This window comes from Exiguobacterium sp. 17-1, from assembly GCF_023096305.1.
Taxonomy (GTDB): domain Bacteria; phylum Bacillota; class Bacilli; order Exiguobacteriales; family Exiguobacteriaceae; genus Exiguobacterium_A; species Exiguobacterium_A sibiricum_A.
The window spans coordinates 161,439-182,793 of sequence record NZ_JALIGJ010000003.1; the positions used below are offsets into that span (position 1 = coordinate 161,439).

18 protein-coding genes are annotated in these 21,355 nt (G+C 44.1%); 9 read left to right on the top strand and 9 right to left on the bottom strand.

The genetic code is table 11. The features are described from left to right. Window positions 1-54 precede the first annotated feature (54 nt). Window positions 55-1,314, bottom strand: coding sequence for an extracellular solute-binding protein (locus MUN34_RS10485; RefSeq protein ID WP_026829045.1), 1,260 nt, complete (start codon window positions 1,312-1,314; stop codon window positions 55-57). 457 nt (window positions 1,315-1,771) lie between these two features. On the opposite strand from MUN34_RS10485, the gene MUN34_RS10490 reads away from it, so the two are divergent. Both MUN34_RS10490 and MUN34_RS10495 read left to right on the top strand, forming a co-directional pair. Beyond that, the gene (locus MUN34_RS10490) at window positions 1,772-3,559 is read left to right on the top strand and encodes a glycoside hydrolase family 13 protein (RefSeq protein WP_247857748.1); all 1,788 of its coding nucleotides are present in this window, start codon (window positions 1,772-1,774) and stop codon (window positions 3,557-3,559) included. Window positions 3,560-3,676: 117 nt separating this feature from the next. Continuing rightward, window positions 3,677-4,828, top strand: a complete 1,152-nt coding sequence (locus MUN34_RS10495; RefSeq protein ID WP_026829047.1) for a cation:proton antiporter — start codon at window positions 3,677-3,679, stop codon at window positions 4,826-4,828. 60 nt (window positions 4,829-4,888) lie between these two features. On the opposite strand, the gene MUN34_RS10500 is transcribed toward MUN34_RS10495, so the two are convergent. Further along, complete coding sequence (locus MUN34_RS10500; protein WP_026829048.1) at window positions 4,889-5,662, bottom strand: enoyl-CoA hydratase/isomerase family protein; 774 nt, start codon at window positions 5,660-5,662, stop codon at window positions 4,889-4,891. 197 nt (window positions 5,663-5,859) lie between these two features. Between MUN34_RS10500 and MUN34_RS10505 the strand changes: the two genes are divergently transcribed. From MUN34_RS10505 to MUN34_RS10535, 7 genes are all read left to right on the top strand, one after another. Continuing rightward, complete coding sequence (locus MUN34_RS10505) at window positions 5,860-7,242, top strand: MATE family efflux transporter (RefSeq protein WP_026829049.1); 1,383 nt, start codon at window positions 5,860-5,862, stop codon at window positions 7,240-7,242. Then, window positions 7,202-7,669 (top strand): Cys-tRNA(Pro) deacylase, encoded by a 468-nt coding sequence (gene ybaK, locus MUN34_RS10510; RefSeq protein ID WP_247857749.1) that lies wholly within the window; start codon window positions 7,202-7,204, stop codon window positions 7,667-7,669. Before MUN34_RS10505 ends, ybaK begins: the two co-directional genes overlap by 41 nt. 21 nt (window positions 7,670-7,690) lie before the next feature. After that, window positions 7,691-8,437: a CDP-diacylglycerol--serine O-phosphatidyltransferase gene (pssA, locus tag MUN34_RS10515; protein WP_200868723.1), complete on the top strand. Its 747-nt coding sequence runs from the start codon at window positions 7,691-7,693 to the stop codon at window positions 8,435-8,437. A gap of 118 nt (window positions 8,438-8,555) precedes the next feature. Further along, a complete protein-coding gene (locus MUN34_RS10520; RefSeq protein ID WP_247857750.1) occupies window positions 8,556-9,314 on the top strand; it encodes a carotenoid biosynthesis protein in 759 nt (252 codons plus the stop codon). Further along, window positions 9,283-9,981, top strand: a complete 699-nt coding sequence (locus MUN34_RS10525) for a lysophospholipid acyltransferase family protein (RefSeq protein ID WP_247857751.1) — start codon at window positions 9,283-9,285, stop codon at window positions 9,979-9,981. Before MUN34_RS10520 ends, MUN34_RS10525 begins: the two co-directional genes overlap by 32 nt. Continuing rightward, window positions 9,978-11,054 carry a glycosyltransferase family 2 protein gene (locus tag MUN34_RS10530; protein WP_247857752.1) on the top strand — a complete coding sequence of 359 codons (1,077 nt, stop codon included), beginning with the start codon at window positions 9,978-9,980 and terminating at the stop codon, window positions 11,052-11,054. The genes MUN34_RS10525 and MUN34_RS10530 overlap by 4 nt, the downstream gene beginning before the upstream one ends. A 15-nt stretch (window positions 11,055-11,069) precedes the next feature. Then, window positions 11,070-12,542, top strand: a complete 1,473-nt coding sequence (locus MUN34_RS10535; protein WP_026829055.1) for a phytoene desaturase family protein — start codon at window positions 11,070-11,072, stop codon at window positions 12,540-12,542. A gap of 429 nt (window positions 12,543-12,971) precedes the next feature. On the opposite strand, the gene MUN34_RS10540 is transcribed toward MUN34_RS10535, so the two are convergent. The 7 genes from MUN34_RS10540 to MUN34_RS10570 all read right to left on the bottom strand — a co-directional run bounded on the left by MUN34_RS10540 (window position 12,972) and on the right by MUN34_RS10570 (window position 21,345). Next, entirely contained in the window at window positions 12,972-13,799 is an 828-nt protein-coding gene (locus tag MUN34_RS10540; RefSeq protein ID WP_247857753.1) for a phytoene/squalene synthase family protein, read from the bottom strand. Continuing rightward, window positions 13,765-15,237: a phytoene desaturase family protein gene (locus tag MUN34_RS10545; protein ID WP_247857754.1), complete on the bottom strand. Its 1,473-nt coding sequence runs from the start codon at window positions 15,235-15,237 to the stop codon at window positions 13,765-13,767. The genes MUN34_RS10540 and MUN34_RS10545 overlap by 35 nt, the downstream gene beginning before the upstream one ends. Continuing rightward, window positions 15,234-16,724, bottom strand: a complete 1,491-nt coding sequence (locus tag MUN34_RS10550) for a phytoene desaturase family protein (RefSeq protein ID WP_026829058.1) — start codon at window positions 16,722-16,724, stop codon at window positions 15,234-15,236. Before MUN34_RS10550 ends, MUN34_RS10545 begins: the two co-directional genes overlap by 4 nt. Window positions 16,725-16,829: 105 nt before the next feature. Continuing rightward, window positions 16,830-17,828: a class I SAM-dependent methyltransferase gene (locus MUN34_RS10555; RefSeq protein ID WP_026829059.1), complete on the bottom strand. Its 999-nt coding sequence runs from the start codon at window positions 17,826-17,828 to the stop codon at window positions 16,830-16,832. Between the two features lie 151 nt (window positions 17,829-17,979). Further along, the gene (locus MUN34_RS10560; protein WP_026829060.1) at window positions 17,980-18,360 is read right to left on the bottom strand and encodes a DUF1516 family protein; all 381 of its coding nucleotides are present in this window, start codon (window positions 18,358-18,360) and stop codon (window positions 17,980-17,982) included. Window positions 18,361-18,422: 62 nt separating this feature from the next. Continuing rightward, window positions 18,423-20,987 (bottom strand): HAMP domain-containing sensor histidine kinase, encoded by a 2,565-nt coding sequence (locus MUN34_RS10565; protein WP_026829061.1) that lies wholly within the window; start codon window positions 20,985-20,987, stop codon window positions 18,423-18,425. Next, window positions 20,968-21,345 (bottom strand): response regulator, encoded by a 378-nt coding sequence (locus MUN34_RS10570; RefSeq protein ID WP_012369636.1) that lies wholly within the window; start codon window positions 21,343-21,345, stop codon window positions 20,968-20,970. Before MUN34_RS10570 ends, MUN34_RS10565 begins: the two co-directional genes overlap by 20 nt. Window positions 21,346-21,355: the final 10 nt, after the last annotated feature.

Below are 21,355 nucleotides of genomic sequence, written 5' to 3' on the forward strand. Positions count from 1 at the left end.
AAGGGGGAATCCAAGATCCCCCTTTCTTTAATTCTGTGTCAGTGATTCAGTTGATTATTGATTGTTTGCTTCGATTTGTTGCTTGATTTGTTTTACAGCGTCATCAGCTGATTTTTGTGCATCTTGTTTGTTTGTAGCAACGAGTTGAAGTGCTGCTGCCATCGGCTCCCAAACTTGACCCATCTCAGCGATGTTCGGCATTGGTACACCGTCTTTAGACTGTGCGAAGACGGCTGCTGCCACTTCGTTATCTTTGATTGTTGCATCTTCTTGAAGTGAAGTGACCGGTGGGATTTCATTGTATTTCTCAAACATCGCTTTCGCGTTTTCTTCGCCAGTCAGTGACGCGAGGAACTTTTCTGCCCATTCTTGGTTTTCAGAGTAAGCTGAAACAGCATACGTCTTAACACCTACGAATGTTTTAATCGCTTCACCGTTTGGAAGCTTCGGAAGTGCTGAAGCACCTAAGTTGATGCCTTTTTCTTTATAGCTTGCGACTGCCCATGGTCCGTTCATGACTGCGACTGCTTTCTTGTCGCCGAACAATTGGTCCATTGCTTGACCACCGCCACCGCCAATCAAACCTTTCGGGAAGAGTCCTTCTTTGTACCATTTACCGATGTAATCCATTCCTTCAACTGCACCCTTGTTATTGAGACCGATGTCAGCAGGATCAAGTTTTCCACCGTTTTCTTTAAAGACGTACCCACCGTATCCACCGATTGGACCGTGTGCGAAGTAGAAGTTATCCCAAAGTGCGAGGAAACCGTATTTCCCGTCTTTTTTCTGTTCTGTTGAAATTTTGTATAGGTCATCCATTGAAGCCGGTGCTTCTTTTAACTCATCTTTGTTGAAAAGAAGAATCGGTGTTTCGACAGCTTTAGGATAGCCGTAAACTTTACCGTCAAATGTAACGGCAGATTTAGCTGTATCGATGAAAGGTTCGAGTGCTTTTTCACCGTCTTTGAGTTCAGCAATCAACCCTTGGTCAACGACTGTTCCGATTTGATCATGTGGAAGAAGAATGATGTCCGGACCTTTTCCTGCTGGACCATCAAGAGCGACTTTCTTTTGTTGATCCGTCATTTTAACTTCTTTGACTTCAACTTTGACGCCTTCTTTTTCTTCAAATGCTTTAGCAGCGGCTTTAGTTGTTTCCGCTTTTTCTGTATCTTCCCAGATCACGATTTTAGTTGGTTTTTTACCGCCTTCTGAACTTGTATCAGAAGAACCTGAATCCGTTCCACCACCACATGCTGCAAGAGCACCAATTGCCATGACAGATACTGAAAGACCTGCTACTAATTTTTTGATTTCCATGTTCGAAAATTCCTCCCCAAGTTAACGTACGAATGATAAGTTCTGATGCACAACGTTTGCATAAAGGCACAACCATTTTCTCATGATAACAACCGAGGGGTTGTAAGCGTTTTATGAAAACGTTTGCATCACCTTTACATTTTTATTATACAATCTAAAATCCTTTTGACAAGTCCTTTTCTTTAAATATTTCCTTACATTCAAAAAAGATTTCCGAAAAGTATTCTTAACAAACGATTCGATGCATTAGTAAAATCATTTTAAAAAGAAAACGTTTACATTCATTCCGTTTGCACAACTAAGTGCAATCGATTGCGCTAATATGGAAGGATTCCCTGTCCGCCTTGTTTTTTTCTGGAATTCCAATTGACTTTAAGAAAGCGCTTCACTATTCTTAGGTCGAGGACAATTATATTAGAATGCAAGCGATTGCACATAGGGAGTGACCAAAATGCTGAAAGAAGCTGTTTTCCACCGCGCGATGTCACCGTTCGTCTATAAGTATGATGACAAAACGATTCATGTTCGATTGCAGACGAAAAAAAATGATGTAGATCACGTCGATCTTATTTGGGGAGATCCGTATGATTGGCATACTGAAAACCCGGATGATGCCGATTGGAATTTTGATCCGTCCAAATCAAACTATTGGAATACTTTCGAAACTCCTATGAAACGGAGCGGGTCAGATGAGTTGTTCGATTATTGGTTCATTGATGTCGTGCCTCCTTTTCGCCGTCTGCGCTACGGATTCCGGCTCCATGATGGACATTCGAGCCAAGTGTTTACCGAACGTGGTTGGTTTGATGAAAAACCGTTAGATGATACCGGATATTACTTCTGTGTACCTTATTTAAACAAAGTTGATGTCTTCCATGCTCCGGACTGGGTCAAGGATACGGTTTGGTATCAAATCTTCCCCGACCGCTTTGCCAATGGAGATTCAAGCAATGATCCTGCCGGTACTCTTCCTTGGAACAGTACTGCACCTACAACGACAAATCTGTTCGGTGGTGATTTCCAGGGGGTCATTGATCAAATCGATTACTTAGTTGATCTTGGAATCACCGGTATCTATTTCTGCCCGATTTTTGAAGCCAAGTCCAATCATAAATATGACACGATTGATTATCTAGAAATCGATCCCCAGTTCGGAACAAAAGAAAAGTTCAAGGAAATGGTTGATTTACTGCACGAAAACGGTATTCGGATCATGCTCGATGCCGTCTTTAACCATGCCGGTTTCCATCATAAAGCATTTGCCGACATTCGGGAACACGGTAGCAATTCTTCTTACCGGGACTGGTTCCACCTCCGAAACTTCCCGCTCGTAACCGAGCCGATGCCAAACTATGATACGTTTGCATTTGTTCCGGAAATGCCGAAGTTCAATACGGAAAACCCGGAAGTGAAAGCATACTTACTCCATGTCGCCCGTTACTGGGTCGAAGAATTCGGAATCGACGGCTGGCGTCTTGATGTTGCCAACGAAGTCGATCATGCCTTCTGGCGTGATTTCCGTTCTGTCGTTAAAGAAGTGAATCCGGAGACGTATATTCTCGGAGAAATTTGGCATGACTCACAGGAGTGGTTGCTCGGTGATCAATTTGATGCCGTCATGAACTATCCGTTCACGAATGCTGCGCTCAATTTCTTTGCACTCGATAAAACATCCGCTTCTGCCTATGCCAACGACATGTCGCATGTCCTATTTTCGAACACGGTCAATGTCAACGAAGTGACGTTTAACTTGATTGGTTCACATGATACGCCACGTGCCTTAACGCGTGCCGGAAACGATAAAAATAAGATGCGCCTGCTGCTGTTATCCATGCTGACATTCTCCGGAAGCCCGGTCATCTATTATGGAGATGAAATCGGACTAGATGGTGATCAAGATCCAGGTTGCCGGAAATGCATGCCGTGGAATCCGGAAGAGCAGGATTTGAACCTACTGATGTACACGAAACATTTACTTCAGTTGCGAAAGCAGCATAAGACACTTGCCAATCACGGGCATATCTCATTCGTCCATGCCGACGATGAAACGAATACCATCATCATGCGCCGCATGAGTCAAGACGGGACATATTACGTCTACTTTAATAACTCCAATCATCAAGCTACGATTCCAGCTCCTCAATCTGGTCAAGGAATGGATCTCTTTTCAAACACGCCGCTTCCTTCATTAGAGGTGACGCTCGCTCCATATACCGGAACAATCATTCAAGTAATTTGATTTTCAGACAGCCTTTTTGCTCAATAGCAAAAAGACTGTCTTTTTTCATTTCTGTTACAAGCCAATTAAGGCTTTTGATTTAGGGTAAAGAGGAAAGAAAGGAGGGAATACTCTCTCATGGAAATATTTCTTTATGCGGGGTTGATTCTGATTGGCTTATTCGCAGTCAGTTATCTCAGTGAACGGTTTCATCTCCCGAGCATTCTTGCCTTCATCCTGATCGGAATCGTACTTGGCCTTTACTACGATTTGCCGGAAGAGTTAAAGCTGGGTGGGGAAGCTGGCATCATCGTCTTGTTTTTCCTGTTAGGTCTAAAGTTTTCTGTCGCTGACTTATTAATCCAGTTTCGGAATATTTGGAAAGCAGGACTGATTGATCTTATCCTGTCGTTTGGCGGTACCTTCCTCTTGACCTTGGCCTTTGGGTTTTCCGTACCCGAGGCGTTTTTAATTGGTTGTGTCCTTTATGCAACAAGTTCATCGATTTCCGCTCGTCTGCTCGACCGGGAGCCAGACAAACACAAAGACGTGAATCGGTTTGTCCTCTCGTTACTCATCTTTGAAGATTTGGCGGCACCCCTTTTATTAACAAGTGCCCCGTTTGTTCTCGGAACACAAGAGTTCACCTTCGTAAAAGTCGGAACGATTTTTCTTGGATTTATTTTCTTATTCAGTGCATTGATTTTTTTAACGGTCTTCATCCGCCAAAAATCGAGAGTCGTCGACTCCCTTTATCGGCACCCGGACGCCGGGATCGGAATCATCGGATTAATTTTGACTTTCTCAGGAATTGGAATCATGTTTGGGTTGTCCGAAGTCCTTGGTGCGTTCATCGTCGGGATTTTACTAACTGAAATCAAAGAGACACGTTATTTGAAAAGACTAGTCACACCATTCCAAGATTTACTGTTACCTTTATTCTTCATTTCGTTCGGGATGTCGTTTGAGATGACGGAAGGACTTCCATTAGACTGGTTTTTCTTTGCATTAGTCGTTTGGGGACTTTTGTCGAAATTTCTTGTTGGTTTCCTGGGTGGACGATCGTTTGGACTCTCCAACTATCATGCGATTGAGTCCGGGTTTTGTTTAGGACCACGCGGAGAATTCTCGATTCTCTTCATCACACTTGCTAGCGGAGCTTTCGTCACGTTAACTGGATTGTATATTTTCGTTTCTGCTTTCCTCGGAATCATTTTATTCAGAACCTCGACCGCATTAACGGATCGTACTCATGCAACCGCCCAAAAAATCAAACAGAAAATCAAATGAATGCTAAAAAGGACTTCCCGGCATCTTACCGGAAAGCCCTTTTTATCTTCCATCATGTCATCAACGCCCAATGAAGACGGGCGCTTTTTTTTCTAAAAAAGCTTGAACGGCTTGCTGATGATCTTCTGTCTTTCCGGCACGGGATTGGTAAATGATCTCTTGAGCCAACATATCCTCGAGTGTCGATTCAGAGCTCGCTGTTTGTAATTGTTTGATATACCCAATGACTTTCGTCGGCCGATTGGCAAGAAGTTTGGCAAAAGAAGCCACTTCCTGTTCAAACTGTTCGGCGGCAATGCTTTTCGTCACCAAATGGTAGTCGTACGCTTGTTGTGCCGTAATCGTTTCACCTAATAAGGCCAGTTCCAGTGCTTTAGCCGATCCAATCAACCGGGGTAAGAAGTACGGAGCACCGGCATCTGGAACCAATCCGATATTGATGAAGCCGAGCGATAATTTTACATCATCCCGCACGATTCGGAAATCGCAGGCTAATGTCAGAGATAATCCTGCTCCCGCAGCGACACCATTAATGGCAGCGATAGTTGGTTTTTTCGTCGTCGCAAGTGCTCGAATGACTGGATGATAGTATTGTTTTAAGTATTCTCCATGATCCATGCCAGGTTGAACGGTTTTTAAATCTTGTCCCGCACAAAATCCACGCCCGGCCCCTGTCAAAACGATAACCCGCACGTTATCATCTTGATTCGCCTCTTCGATGGACTCCGCTAATTCAGTTAAAAGTGTCGATGTAAGTGCATTTAGTCGTTCCGGACGTGACAACGTGATGGTCGCAACCTGCTCTGCAACGGTATAACTGACTTCACTTTTCATTCCATTCCCCTCCATTTCAAAAATGAACATCCATTCATTATGATGTATTCGTGATGTTTTATGAAAATCCTTTTAAATACCTTCTTTTTTTATGAAAGCTCCACTTTTCCTCTTTCATTATGAAAATTGAAGGCGTATAGTTTCCAAAAGATACAGAAAGACAATACGTTTTACGGACTTAAAGGGGAATTAAATTTATGAAAACAGTTAAACAACAATCATTATTTCAAATTACATGGCCGCTATTCATTGAAATCGCGCTTCATATGAGCCTCGGAATCATCGCTACATTGATTCTGAGCTATTATTCGGACAGTGCAGCAGCTGCTGTCGGTGTTTCCAATCAGGTGCTTAACATTTTTATCATTCTGTTTAACATCACATCCGTTGGAGCGACCATCATCATCGGTCAATATTTAGGTGCGAAACGGATTCAAGATGCTCGCCAGACCGCACGATCTGCTTTTTCCATCAACCTATACATCGGTTTAATCATTTCCGTACTCGTCGCTTTGTTCGGAAAACAATTGCTCGGATTCTTCTCTTTAGAAGGAGAAACATTAGTGTACGGCGAAACGTTCTTAAAGATTGTTGGTCTCTTCTTATTCTTAGAAGCCATTTCTCTTACACTCGGTGCTATCTTACGCAGTCATGGTTTCACAAAAAATGCTATGTATGTCACGTTATTGATGAACTTCGTCAGTGCCTTCGGTAACGTCATCGCTGTCCTCGGATTATTTGGTATTCCTGTCCTTGGAGTCGCCGGAGTCGCCTGGTCGATCGTCGTTGCCCGAACAGTGGCAGTCGTTTTACTCTTTTTCGTTGTTTACCGGAAACTGTCTTTACGCTTTAAATTAAAAGATTTGATTCAAATTAATCGACGTGATATCAAAAGTATCATGAATATCGGAATTCCTTCTGCCGGAGAAGGTGTCTCCTATCAATTTTCTCAATTGATCATTACCGGCTTTATCGCCACAATCGGTGAATCGGCTCTTTCTGCACGCGTTTATGTCTCGAATATCACGATGCTTTGTTTCTTGTTTACATTAGCTATCGCACAAGGAACACAATTATTAGTCGCCCGCCAAGTTGGAGCGCAACAATTTGAAGCAGCACATGCCCGTGCTGTAAAAACGCTGAAAATCGCTGTTTTTGCAAGCTTCGTTTCTGCCGTTGCACTGGCATCAGTCGGAACATCGATTCTGTCGATGTTCACATCAAGCCCGGAAATCATCGCTATCGGTATTCCATTATTATGGGCAAGTGTCATTCTTGAACCAGGTCGTGCCATGAATATCGTTCTGATGGGAACGTTGAAATCAGCCGGGGACGTCCGTTTCCCTGTCGCCATCGGTATTCTCTCGATGTGGGGAATCGCCGTTGTTCTCAGCTATACACTCGGCTTGCAATACGGACTTGGCTTACTCGGTATCTGGATCGCCTTTTCTGCCGACGAATGGTTCCGTGGCATCTTTGCCTTAAAACGTTGGAACAGTCGGAAGTGGGCTCAATACGCTGTCGTCAAAGGAGACCAACATGACCACAACGAACGTCGCGAGACTTCTAAAGCAGTCTGACATCCCGTTCGACTTGCTTTCCTATCCTGTTGATGAACAGGATTTATCCGCTCAACATGTAGCTAGAAAGATTAATTACCCGCTTTCGTCTATTTTTAAAACATTAGTTTTAGAAACAGACTCATATCAACATGTGTTTGCTGTCATTTCCGGTGAAGAAGAAGTGAGTTTAAAGGCCGTCGCACGAACAGTGTCGGCCAAGAAAGCACATTTAGTGCCAATGAAAGACTTGAAGCAACTAACGGGGTACATCCGAGGAGGTGTCGCCCCGATTGGTGCGAAAAAACCTTTCCCGGTCCTTTTATCGGATTCGGCCCTGAATCAAGAATTCATCATTATTTCGGCTGGAAAACGCGGTCTGCAAATCAAACTCGCTCCTGATGATTTTCTGCGCTTCACGAACGGGGTTGTCTTCATGAACCGCTGATATCTATCAGTTGTTTATGATATGATGGATAGTATCGAAGAAGTGGCAGGAGGAATCATTTTGTGGAAAGAACGTGTACGTAACTCTATTCCGAACCTCTTTACGTTCGGAAATTTATACTGTGGTTTTCTTGCCATCGTCATGGCGGCGCGGGGAGATTTTCAAAATGCGACCTTACTGATCGTCATCGCGATGATGTTAGATAGTTTGGATGGTCGGATTGCCCGAATGCTTGGTGTCGCAGGTGACTTTGGAAAAGAATTGGATTCACTAGCTGATGTCGTGACTTTTGGTGTCGCTCCAGCCATGATGGCGTATTACACTTATTTTTATGATTTCGGAGAAATCGGTTTGCTGATTGCGGCTTTGTTCCCTCTATTTGGTGCATTTCGCTTAGCCCGTTTCAATCTCTCGGCTACTAATGTGGCTTCTGCTTATTTTTCCGGCGTCCCGATTACAGCGGCTGGAGGTATTTTAGCCGTCGTCACCCTATTCAGTGGACGTATGAATGATTTAATGGTGCCACTCGTCTTTACTGCACTCGCTTTTTTAATGGTAAGTCGAGTCAAAATCCCGAGCTTCAAAGATATTCCGGTACCTAGACATACATTCGTCATCACGTTTACGTTACTGTATGTGACTTATGTGATGATTGCCCGCAGCAACGAGTGGTCGACCTTCTGGTTCGTCGCAGTGCCATTGTATATCGCATTTTTATTGTTTTCCTTCATCAAAAAGAAAAAACAAAAAAGTCATCAAATCGATTAAACAGACCGATTCACTCGGTCTGTTTTTTTAATACAGTGAATTCCACCTCCATTCTGGCTCGTCGCCCATTCCTACAGGTATACTAATATCAGAATACATAGAGATGGAGGACACACTTATGATGGATCGGTTCCAAAATAAACTTTGGTTATTTTTTACGATTTGGTTTTTCATCGGACTGATTTTAGTCGGTTTTTCCTTACTGCCCCCTTGGCTTGAATGGGCAAATGCCGTTTTTTTATTTGCATCTGGTTTATATGCCGCTCTTTATCTCTGGGATGTCTTGCCAAAAGGACGTTTCATCATTCCAGTCATTTTCTTTGGTTCAATCCTCATCGAATCCATCGGCGTCCATACAGGTTGGCCGTTCGGCACATACGCATACGAAGCAGATTTTGGTGTACAACTGCTCGGTGTACCGATTACGATCGGTGCCGCCTGGTTATCCGTCATGGGAGCAAGTCTTGCCTTCTCACGCCGGTTTCCATTTCGCTTCAATACTGTGATTCTGGTGCCGCTGTTTGCCGTTTGGTTGGATTTAGCGATTGATCCGGTAGCAGCTAACGTCAAATCGTATTGGATCTGGCAGGATGGCGGATTGTATTATGACATCCCGACCCAAAATTTTTTTGGCTGGTATGGAACGGCACTTTTCTTTGCTCTCCTGATTGCCCGGTTTGAACAACAGGTCACAATCACAGCCCTTGAACGAAATAATCAGTATCTGTTTTTAATGCTCCATACGTTGTTTGGTCTGACAGCAGGTGTCGCGGGTCTTTACGGCGTCACGTTAATCAGCCTTCTCGCAGGTCTTACCTATTGGCTCACACAAGGAGGCGTTCCTCTTGCAAAAAGCAAACAAAAACAAATTAGCTGAACACGCTTTTCATCTATATGTCAAAGAACGTTTAATCCGAAAACAATTTCACCGGATTCTCTACCGGGCCGATGATTTACCGACCCCCGGCTTGATGCTCGCAACACACGGATCGTGGTGGGACGGTATGATTTTGTTTCATCTCGATCAAACGGTTTTGCATCACGATCCTTACGTCATGATTGATGAGCAGGGACTGGAACGTTTTCCTTTCTTTACTCGACTCGGCGGATTTTCCATCGACCGGAGTTCGTTTGCGGAAATCAAACAAAGCCTGCAGTATGCAAAAGATCAATTGGCGAATGGAAGCAGTGTCTGGATGTTCCCTCAAGGGGAAGAACGGCATCAAGAAGAACGACCATTACAGCTCAGTAGCGGAGCGACACATCTGGCAAAAGCAGCCCGTTCCATCTCCTTGTTTTCATTTTATTACTCATTTGGTCATGAACAACAGCCGGATGTCTACATCCGGACCCGGACGATTCAATTACCTGAAGGACGTAGTTCAGAGCAGTTACGTTACTTAACGGACGCGATGACCCTGCTGTATGATGATGTCCGGACTGATGCGATCGAAGAACGGATTGAATCGTATCGTGTGTTGACTACGAGAAAGGAACCGCTCCCCGTTAAAACGGAACAGTGGTTACAGGCGATCCGTTCATGATGGTCGTACTGTTCGTCATTGCAACTTTTGTTTGTCTCTATACGTTCATCAACTTGTCATTCTTACCGAAATTAAGCGAACCTGTTCTTCCGCCAAGTCTTGCAATCTGTATTCCACTTCGAAACGAAGAACGGAATGTCGAGAAACTGATTCGTTCGTTACGACAAGCGCTTCATCCGAATATGCATGTCTATTTATATGAAGACCGCTCGACTGATCAGACACGTGATTTGTTAGTCCGCCTTGTCGGCGGAGAGGATCAGTTCACAATCATCGATGGTCTTGATTTACCATCTGGCTGGGCTGGGAAAGTCCATGCTTGTCATCAACTCGCGAGTGCGACGCATGAAGAGTACCTGTTGTTCTTAGACGCTGATATTACTTTGGCAGCAGATACGGTTCCCCGCCTCTATGCGACGTTGCAAAAAGAACAGGCGGTCTTCTTGTCAGGCTTCCCGTCATTCCCCGTTCCAACCTTTCTCGGAAAGTGCCTGATTCCGATGCAGCACGTCTTAATCGCCCAACATCTGCCGATTGCATTTCGGAAGGTCAAACACCCTGCCTTTGCAGCGGCAAACGGTATGGTCGTTCTCGTCGAACGTAAAGCTTACGAACACGTTGGTGGACATCAAGCCATTCAAATGGCACTCGTCGACGATTTGGAGCTATGTCGGGCTTTTAAACAAAACGGTTTTACGACGACACTTGTTCATGTGGCTCCCTATGTCAGCTGTGACATGTATGCGACTAACCGTGATGTGTGGCAAGGTTTCCTGAAAAACGTTTTCCGCGGTATGAACGATTCTTATGCAGTAGGCAGCTATTTCCTGTTGTTTTACCTTGTTCAAGCCGCCGCTTTACCGCTCGTGTTCATATTCCCGTCGATTTGGACACTCGGAGCGTTTCTTTTGATCATGATTGCCCGTTACCGCATTGACCGGAAGGCAATGATTTTTCATGCCTGGTTTTGGCATCCACTTGCGGTCATTCTTTATGTCGTCCTGCTAGCGACGGCGATGATTCGAAGATTCAATAAAAGGGAAATCAGTTGGAAGGGTCGGACATATTCTTAAGGAGGCTTTATTGTCATGAAACATATCGCAGTCATCGGAGCGGGGCTTGGCGGTTTGAGTGCCGCCATCTCACTGGCTTCAAAAGGGTTTAAAGTTACTGTCATTGAACGCAACGAACACATCGGTGGAAAGATGATGCCCATTACGTCTGAGGGACACCGGTTTGACTTCGGTCCCAATACCATCACGATGCCTGAAATCTTTCAATCCGTCATTTTAGAGTCAGGAGCAGATCCAGATGACTACTTTACGTTTGAGAAATTGACACGTCATACCGTCAATCACTTTCCGGATGGACGTTCGTTGACATTCGCCAGTGGTCGTGAGGCGATGCGGACTGAAGTCGACCGTTTTACGAATGGTCAGCTTGCTAAAAATGATATTACTGGTTATCAGGACGAGGTTAAGGAACTGTACAATATCGCTAAACAACAATTTTTCATCAATATCGACTCTTATTTCAATTTTTCCTTATTGCGCGACATGATCAAGGTTCATCCTTTAAAAACACTGCATGGACTACACAAAAAATATTTTAAGGACCCCCAGTTGATTCAAGCACTTGACCGTTATGCAACCTACATTGGAAGCAGCCCATTTCAAGCACCCGCTACATTCGGTTTGATTGCCCATCTCGAGTTGAATGACGGTGTTTATTTCACACGTGGCGGAAATACGACCATCGCCGAAGGGTTTGCCCGTCGCGCCCGCGAACTTGGCGTTATTTTCCGGTTAGGAGACGAAGTGACGCAGATTGAAGTGACGAATCAGTTGGCAACAGAAATTGAACTCAATCACGTCGATTACCTGTCTGTTGATTTCATCGTTTTAAACGGTGATTTGCTGACACAATATCCACGATTGATTTCAGAAACCGTACGGCCTGACTTTAAAAATCCAACACCCTCACAAATGGAGCCGTCGATTTCTGCTTATGTCCGGTGTATCGGACTTGGACGCCGTATTGATGGACTCGCGCATCACAATGTCTTTTTCTCTTCTGATTATGAAGCTGAGTTCGAAGCTTTGTTTAATCAACATCGTTATGCAGAAGAACCGACCATTTACATCTCGAACTCTTCGGTCACTGCACCGGAAATGGGAGAAGCCGGCGACAACCTGTTTGTTCTTGTAAATGCTCCGGCTACTCATAAAGGGTCTGCTATTGATTTTGATACGTATGATAAAATTATCAATCAACGTCTGCAACAGTTCGGAATCGATATCACGTCTGACGTTTTATTCGAACAGCGGATTACCCCGCAAGACATTGAACAAAAATTTTCAGCGTATCATGGTTCGCTGTATGGTCTTTCTTCAAATGGCACACGTGGCGCTTTCATGCGTCCAAGCAACCGTTCAAAGAATGTTCACAATTTGTTTTTTGCCGGTGGATCGACGCATCCTGGTGGCGGTAGTCCAATGGTGACGCTTTCAGGAAAACTGGCAAGCGAACGAATCGTGTCCGCTGTCGCCTCTACCCTGTGAACGTTATGTGAATTGCATATCAATTACTTGTACGGACAACTTAGATTTGATACGATTACTTCGAGTTCAAGAGGTAGTGATTGACCCCACATCCTCAATCAAGCGCATGGTGACTTCCCCGAGTCAAAAGCGTTTAGGAACTTAACATATCTGTTTTGTCTTAATCGTTTGTTCAAGACCCACTTGTTCAACGGATACACCACCGTAAACTGTTTGGCATGACTTACGACGTTCCCCCTTAGATCGTCTCATCCCAATCAGTTTACAGACGGCTCAATCATCAACTGATCCATCCCCGTGGATCGCGACCCGTCTTGTTGGAAATATGTATCTGATTTTGTACAAACAGATTTCAGTTTAGACTCCCCGGTCTAAACTCCATAAAAAAGACCTTGGTCCCCGCCAAGGTCTTTTTTTTATGGAGTTTTTTTAAATCGTGGCGAGTAACTTCATCTTTTGCCAACGGCTGACATAGGCACGTTTTGTGAACACATCGTATTGATTATCACGTGCCGCGTCCAGAATTCCCCGGTAAAGTAAGGCCGCCACTTTCAGCGCACGGCGACTTTCTTTCGGGTAGCGATCAAACGAAGGGGTTGCTGCATCATATAAATGCTCTGCTCTTAAAGCCAATGCCTCCCATAATCCAGCAAAGTCTCCAGAAGGCGTTCCTGTTAATAACGATTCTGTCGTCACACCATACTGGTCCATCCAATCTTTCGGTAAATAAACACGTCCTCGTTTTGCATCCTCGCCTACATCCCGGAGGATGTTCGTCAATTGCATCGCGATTCCGAGTTGAATGGCCGACTCCCGTAAATCATTTTGTTTGGGTGCAAGAATCGGTAACAACATCAAACCAACCGTACTCGCGACATAATAACTATATTTTTCCGTCTCTTCCAGTGACTGATACCGGTTTTTCTCGATGTCCCACCGCATACCTTCTGCCAGTTCTAAAAACGGCGTTTCATCCATCTCATATCTTTTAAAGACATCTGCGAGTGCAATCCATAGTGGTTTATTAATTAAGTGACCCGATCGGAACAAACGAAACTCTTCTAAAAATTCTGCTAAACTTTCTTTTGGAGTGGCGGATTCATCTACTGTATCGTCGAGAAACCGACAAAATGTGTAAATGGCATACACCGCCATCCGATCTTGCTTCGGTAATAAGGAAAAGGCTTTATAAAACGTTTTAGATCCGCTTTGAATCGTCTGTTCACATATCACGTACGCGTTCGTCACTGTATCCACTTTTCCACCTCATCTCTTGTTCCATTCGATTGACAAGTAATGTCGCTCCCATCATGACGATCGGAACGCCTCCACATGGATGGACAGATGCGCCGACTGCATATAATCGTTCAATATCAGCGTATGGTTTTGCTTGTGTCTTCAAGGCAGCGGATTGGCGAATCGTTGGTGCGATTCCAAAACTTCCGCCCTCATACAATCCAAATTCTTTTGCATCTTGAGGTGTTCGAACCTGCATTTCCATGACCTGCTGTTCGAATCCAGGTATATGCTGCTCGATTTTGGCTAAAATCCGATCGATGAATCCATGAGCCTCGTACCGGTCCCGGTCAAAACCGCGTGGTGATGGAACCAGTGCATACACGACACTGTCATCCACTTCCGTTAATGTATCATCCACCTTACTCGGATTAAACAGATACACCGCCGGATGCTCCGGTAACTCATCTTTTTTAAAAATCGATGTCATCAAAGGTTGAAGATCGCTTGGCATCAGGAAACGATGCACCGGTAGATCCACTTTTCCTTTTATCTTAAAGTACAATAACAGTGTACCGCCTGATGGAACATATTTTTTAGGTTGCTTGCCTTCCACCAGATATTCCATCAGCGGGAACTCACCATTCAACACGATGCTGTCATACAGATGTTCTTGTCCGTTGACAAACACTCCTTTAGCTTGACCTTCTCTAATCATTACACGTTCGACCGGCTGGTTAAACTCGAACCGCACTCCCCGTCGAACAAGTTCCTCGTACATCCGCTCCGCTAAGGAAAAATAACCGCCTTTGACATACCAGACGCCTTCTTCCTGTTCCCGGTAAGGGATCAGTCCATAAATCGAAGGTGTCGTATACGGATTGCCTCCAATATAAAAGGTCGGAAAGCTGTAAGCCATTCGCAAGTGTTTACTTTTAAAGAAACGTTTTAAGTGGTCATGTGCCGTTTCCATCGCATGCATCTTCACTAAAGGCGCTAACATATCCGGATGTAATAAATCACGTTTACGGAAATAGGTCCGCTCTAAAAATTTCGATACGCTGACGTCATAATCCTTTGCTTTTTGTTGCATAAATTCTTGGAACCCGCGACCTTCTCCAAATTGACGCTCAATCGCAACCGTTTGATCGACCACATCCGCTTGTTTTGTCACAACGGTTCCGTCATCAAAATGCAGATCATACAACGGGTCAATCCGTTCCAACTCGACACCTTCAAGACCGGCTTCTCTCAGTTGTTCCTGGAGTTTCCCAGGCATTAAGACGATCGTCGGTCCCTGGTCAATTCTTCCGCCTGTCTCGAAATCGACAGAGGCGAGCCGACCGCCTGCTCGTGACTCTTTTTCAAAAATCGTGATTTCCACTTCTGGGTATCGTTTTGTTAACAATAAAGCTGCGTGCAAGGTTCCGACTCCTGCTCCAACAAATCCAATCTTCATTTCAAAGCACCTACTTTACTTGTCAATAAATCGGCTGTGATTCGGGCAGATTCAAAAATCGTCGGCAATCCGCTTCCTGGGTGCGTTCCCCCGCCTACTAAATAAACATGGTCTAATTCCTCAAAACGGTTATGTGGTCTGAAGTACATCATCTGTGTCAATTGATGGCCCAGGTTAAAGGTTGCCCCTTGGTGGACGCCCATTGCTTCCCAATCATCCGGTGTAAACATCTCTTCCACTTCAATTGCCGCTTCGACACCTTTATAAGGAGAACGGTGTTCGAGTGCATCGAGAACACGACGGCGCAGTTTAGGTCCTTCAATCGCCCAGTCAAGTTCGGAATAATTATTCGGAACTGGTACTAAGACGTACAAAGATGATTTCCCTTCCGGTGCAAGTGTCCCGTCGATAATTGATGGATTTTGGACATAAAATGAAAAGTCATCTGATAATTCCAATGTCTGAGTCATCTCCCGGACATTTTTTTCATAATCATCAGCAAAGTAAATCGTATGGTGCGGGGCGTCAAAGGATTTATTGACACCTAAGTACAGCATGAACGTCGAACAAGAGAACTTTTTGCGATCAATTTTCGGACGCGACCATTTCTTTAAGACGCCTTCAGGCACAAGATGATTCATCGCATGAGCAAAGTCTGCTCCGACAACGACATCATCGTATAGAACATGTTCACCCGACTCGAGAATGACTCCTGTCGCGGTCGTCCCTTCCAAAATCAATTGACTGATTCCTGTATTAAGATGGACGGTTCCCCCGAGTTCTTCCACTGCCCGTTTCATTGCTTCTGGAATTTGATTCATTCCACCAATTGGGTGATGGACACCGTAAGCATGTTCCATGTAAGACAAGATAGAAAAACCGCCTGGACATTCCCATGCTGACATGCCTAAATACTTAGCTTGGAAAGTAAAGGCATATTTCAACTCTTCACTCGTAAAATAATCGGACAGGACATCGTATAAAGAACGCCCGAGAGAAAGACGCGGTAGCGCCGTGATGACGCGTGGAGATAGATAATCCGTTAATTTATCGTGTTTCGTCTGTAAAATCGGCATTAGCTTTGCCAGCTTCAGGGCTTGTTCTGCCATGAAACGATCATAACCTTCTCCATTTCCAGGAAAATGTTGCTCAATCGTCTGTTTCATCCGATCACGATCCGTCGTCATCGTAAAATGATCTTTGCCCCCGTTAAAATACAGAGTGTACATCGGATCCAACGCTTTCAAATCCAAATAATCCTTCATCTCTAGGCCGATACTCGTAAATAGATTCTCTAAAATATGCGGCATGTTTAAAAAGGTAGGACCACGATCAAATTGATACTCTCCGACCTGAACGCGAGATGTTCGTCCCCCGACTATCGGTTGTTTTTCATATACGGTGACATCTATTCCTCTACCTGCAAGCAACATCGCACAAGCGAGCCCTCCAGGTCCTGCTCCAATAACGGCTACACGCTGCTTCACACGAATCTCTCCTTTTTCTCTACTCGTTTTAACTATTATACTAATCACATACTACTCCCCACAAATTTGAACTGCCCTGAAAGTGTAAAAAACGCCAGGCTCCCTTTAGGAAGTGGCGTTTGCAGTCACAATATACCAAGCTCCTTCTTTTAAAAATGGTGAAATCGACACATTTTTAAAACCGGCAGCATGAAGTTGTTCTGTTAATTCTTCTTTCCCCGGCAACGGATAAAGATTTTCATGTAAAGTCATGAAAGCATTGAATGCAGCAGAGAATGGTGCACCATGTTCACTGTCACGTAATGGTGTGACCAGAATGACTGTGCCGTCATCTTTGACAAAACGTCGGACACCTTCCAGAAGGCGAAGACGCTCTTCTTTCGGGAAATAATACAAAATGTTGTTCATCATGACCCCGTCATATGTTTCTTTGACGTCAAATGTTTTGATATCCCCGACGGCAAAGTCAATTTCACCGGTCGTATCCCGGCGTTTGGCTTCCGCGATGACCGATTCCTCGATATCAATTCCCGCCAGTCGTAGTTCAGGCAAGGCTTCATGAATTTTACGTAAGTAACCCCCGTAGGCACAGCCGATATCTAGTAATGATGTCACGTTTTGACTACGGATAATATGACGGACAGCAGGAAATGCAACAGTTTCCACTAATGCAGATGTTTCTGCTACGATGTCGCCGTGCTCTTCGCCATCAAATGTTTTTTGATGACCATGTTCCAAAAATTGTGGATAAGAGAATAAAGCAGGCAAATGAAGTTCCATTAACTCGGATAACATAAATCCAATACTTCTCTCATCTGTTTTTGATAATTCGGGTAAGACATGACGTGTCGCTGTATAGCGTAAATCTTTCTTTTTTAAATGTCCTACTGCCAACCCGACTTCAAACCAACGGGATAAAGCTTCTGTTGTCAGCGATTGTTTGAGGCGGACTTGTGCTTCGGCTTGTGTCGCCCCTGATCCTAAGACATCAAACAGACCATATTTATACCCAATATAACCGTGCCATAATGGTAAAATCGGTTCTGCTCGCTTCATCCACTTTCTTGCCCGGAAAACTTTTGTCCATTCTTTCAACTGTGCCACAAGCGTTCCCCTCTCGACTGCGTAATATATCCCTTTTCCCAAATAACAACAGATTGTAAACACAAAAAAACACACGTCCCTCTCCATTATGAGAAACGTGTGTATGAATGAAGCAAAATGATTATCTTTTGTTGTTCTGATTAAAATCGATTTAGAAGAACTGCATGCCGTAAGGTAACGAGTAACCAAGGAAAATCGTTACGAGAACAAGCACTCCAAACCCAAGTAAGAAACCAGAATAAGATTTTCCTTTTTTCAAACGAACGAGTGTCAATTCACCCAAAATCAGGACGAGGAGACCTGCTGTAATTTTCGCATGGTATAAACCATCTGGATTAGCGGACAGACCCATGATCGTGATGTAAAGATAAAGTCCCGTTGCAAACGTCAAGAGCAACAAGAGACGAAACGCCATATGAACGCCTTTGGCAGCACTTTTTCCATTTTTGTACATCGAGAATGCAACAAAAAACGTAACAAGCAGTAAAACCCATAATAAAACGTGTGTGTGTACAAATGCAGTAATCGGCATTTGAATTCCCCCTTTATTCATTCTTCATTCATCGTATCTGATTTCCCGCTTCAGATATAGTGTTATTTTCCTGACATATCAATCACGTCAGAAATAACGGTGTAATCCGAGACGTGTTGCGGTAGCTTCACGGTAAACGTACTTCCCTGCTTTTCAATCGACTCGACCGTAATCTCTCCGTCATGTCCTTCGACGATTTCCTTACAAATCGCAAGACCAAGACCTGTCCCGCCAATTTTCCGGCTGTCTGAATTATCGACCCGATAAAATTTGTCGAATAATTTCGCTAAAGCAGATTTTGGAATTCCGATTCCTTCGTCTCGTACGGCAAATTGGACATGATGCCGATTTGCTTCTAATACAACTTCGATTTTACCGCCTAATGGAGAGTACTTGACAGCATTGTTCAGTAAATTATTCATCAGTTGCTTCATTTTTTCCTCATCAGCTTCAATCAGCGGACAAACGTCTGTTAAGGAACGGAACGTGATCGTATGATTTGTTGTCGACGCCGCATAGAATTGAGTCGTTTCTTCTAAAAGCGGTTGTAAGTCAAGTAACCCTTTTTGATAAGATTGAATTCTCGCTTCCATCCGTTGGACATCAAGAAAATCATTGACGAGATTCGACAAACGTTCCGTTTCTGAATGGATGGTTTTTAAATACTTGTCTTGTTTTGAGAGATCCATCTTCCGATTCAACATCAGTTCCGTGAAGCCATAGATAGAGGATAACGGAGTCCTTAACTCGTGTGAGACCGTCGAGACCAACTCCGATTTCAGTCGGTCCATTTCTGTTTCCTTCGTCACATCACGCAAGACAAGCATCGTCCCTTTTCGAATTCCTTCGACTTCAATCGTTTCCACATAAAACTGAATAAAGACGACTTGTTGATGGATTGAAAACTGGAGACTGTCTTTCGGGACTTCACCTCGTAGAATTCCTTCCATGTAGCGTGCAAATACTTCCGGTTCATCGACAACTGCACGAATTGTATCGAGGCATCCATGAAGCGTTTCGTTTTTTGTCGTTCCATACTGAAGCTCTGGAAATAAATCATACAACGGACGATTGACGAATACTTCGTCTTTTCCCGGTTCGATATAGATGACCGCTTCACGGATTGAGTCCAAAATACGTTCTGTTTTTGTCTTTTCACGGTTCATTTCATCAAATAACCGCATTCGTAACAAGGATAGAGACAGCTGACGTGAAAATGACATGATGTCACGCATCTGTTCATTCGTAAACTGATCCCGGTAACGAACAAGGTAAATGAATGCAATCGCTTCTTCCGATGCCGGATCGAGAATCGGAACTGCTGTCTCATACATATAGTATGGATACGGTAACGGATGATCACTTGCGACCTGTTTAGAGGAATGAACGGCTTTTTTCAATGACTCAGCCCGTTTCAATAAAGAAAGATCGCTTCCTAACAGCCGCTCTGAAAGTTCTTCAGTCATGCCGTGTGTCACAATCGAATACGCAGATCCTTCATCGACGAAGACAAGGGCTCCGATTTCGGAATCCGTGATGGCAATTAACTTTTCAATGATTTCAGGATAAGCCGTCAACGCTTCCCGTGCTGCCAACGTTTCAGTCAAATCATTACGATATTGCAGGTGTTGTTCATTTCGCATTGTCAATTCGAGTGCTTCCTCGAGTTCCTGTTGCTGCGCCTGCAATTCTTCCTGTTGTGCCTGCAGTTCTTCCTGTTGTGCCTGCAGTTCTTCGTTTTTGGCTAAAAGATGCTGTTTGTTTTCAGAAATCGAGCTCGCCATTTGATTGAAGGACAAGGCTAGAATTCCGATTTCATCTTTCCGTCCAGAAACTTTGACATGTTTGATGTCTTCGCCACTGGCTAGACGCTGGCTATTTTTGACGAGTGATAACAACTCTGCTGTAATTTTACGAATGAACGGATAGACGAAAAAGATCAATACACCAACTAATACGATGATATTCGACAGCCAAATCAGTTGCGTCGTTTGAATTTCCCGCTCCAACTGCCCACTTGTTTTTTCTGACCAGTCCTCTAAAAAGTCTCGATATCCGCCAAGCGCCAACTCACTTTTATTGATTTCCGACAAGACATCAATGTTTCCAGAAGTATCTAGCTTGATTCGTCCACTCGCCAGTAACTCTTTGCCGAGCGGCAAGGACGTTAATGTTTTACCTTCCAAAAAGGACTCCGTGACCGTTCCAGATTCCTTCGCTTCAACATACGATTGAATCAACGGCAAAATCGCTTCGAAGTAGTAGGCATACAATTCACGTGAAGAACGCGCATAATCTTTTCCTTGTTGATAAATTGCATTTTCTTCAAACCAACGTGTTTGTTCATCAATGGTTTTCCGTTGGTTGACCATCTTCTGATAAATGTCTTGATCACCAATCAGCGCATAGCCCCGCATGTTGAACTGCAAATCCTGCCATTCTTCCCACAGTGCGCCGGCCCGTGCACTGCGCTCTCTGATGTCTTCCAGTTTCAATCGGGTTTCTTGCAATTTCGTGTCGGTATAATTGTAGACAATCAGTGAAGAAATCATAAGTGTCGTTAAAACGATATAAAAGGAGGCCATCAACTGGCGTCCGATTTTTCGATTAATCCACTGGATGATCACTCAATATTCCTCCTACGACATCAATCAATTCGAGTGGACTAAACGGTTTAGAAAAGAAATAATTCGCTCCAATCTCTTCTGCCCGTTCCCGGTCAGATTGTTGGCTTTTCGCTGTCAACATCATGATTTTCAAATTTTGTTTATCTGGATGACGTCGCACCTTTTCGATGACTTCAATTCCCGTCATGCCAGGCATCATATAATCGAGCAGAACGAGATCATAATGCTGACTCATGATTTTCTGATAGGCTTCATCACCATCTGTCGCTTCATCAATCGTATACCCTTCATCTTCTAATGTATCGAGCACCAACATGCGTAACACATCTTCGTCTTCCGCTAATAAAATACGTGCCATCTATAAAACC

Coding starts and splice junctions, on each gene's coding strand:
- MUN34_RS10490 (WP_247857748.1), top strand. CDS start 1,772: ATGCTGAAAGAAGCTGTTTTCCACCGCGCGATGTCACCGTTCGTCTAT.
- MUN34_RS10495 (WP_026829047.1), top strand. CDS start 3,677: ATGGAAATATTTCTTTATGCGGGGTTGATTCTGATTGGCTTATTCGCA.
- MUN34_RS10500 (WP_026829048.1), bottom strand. CDS start 5,662: ATGAAAAGTGAAGTCAGTTATACCGTTGCAGAGCAGGTTGCGACCATC.
- MUN34_RS10505 (WP_026829049.1), top strand. CDS start 5,860: ATGAAAACAGTTAAACAACAATCATTATTTCAAATTACATGGCCGCTA.
- ybaK (WP_247857749.1), top strand. CDS start 7,202: ATGACCACAACGAACGTCGCGAGACTTCTAAAGCAGTCTGACATCCCG.
- pssA (WP_200868723.1), top strand. CDS start 7,691: ATGATGGATAGTATCGAAGAAGTGGCAGGAGGAATCATTTTGTGGAAA.
- MUN34_RS10520 (WP_247857750.1), top strand. CDS start 8,556: ATGATGGATCGGTTCCAAAATAAACTTTGGTTATTTTTTACGATTTGG.
- MUN34_RS10530 (WP_247857752.1), top strand. CDS start 9,978: ATGATGGTCGTACTGTTCGTCATTGCAACTTTTGTTTGTCTCTATACG.
- MUN34_RS10535 (WP_026829055.1), top strand. CDS start 11,070: ATGAAACATATCGCAGTCATCGGAGCGGGGCTTGGCGGTTTGAGTGCC.
- MUN34_RS10545 (WP_247857754.1), bottom strand. CDS start 15,237: ATGAAGATTGGATTTGTTGGAGCAGGAGTCGGAACCTTGCACGCAGCT.
- MUN34_RS10560 (WP_026829060.1), bottom strand. CDS start 18,360: ATGCCGATTACTGCATTTGTACACACACACGTTTTATTATGGGTTTTA.
- MUN34_RS10570 (WP_012369636.1), bottom strand. CDS start 21,345: ATGGCACGTATTTTATTAGCGGAAGACGAAGATGTGTTACGCATGTTG.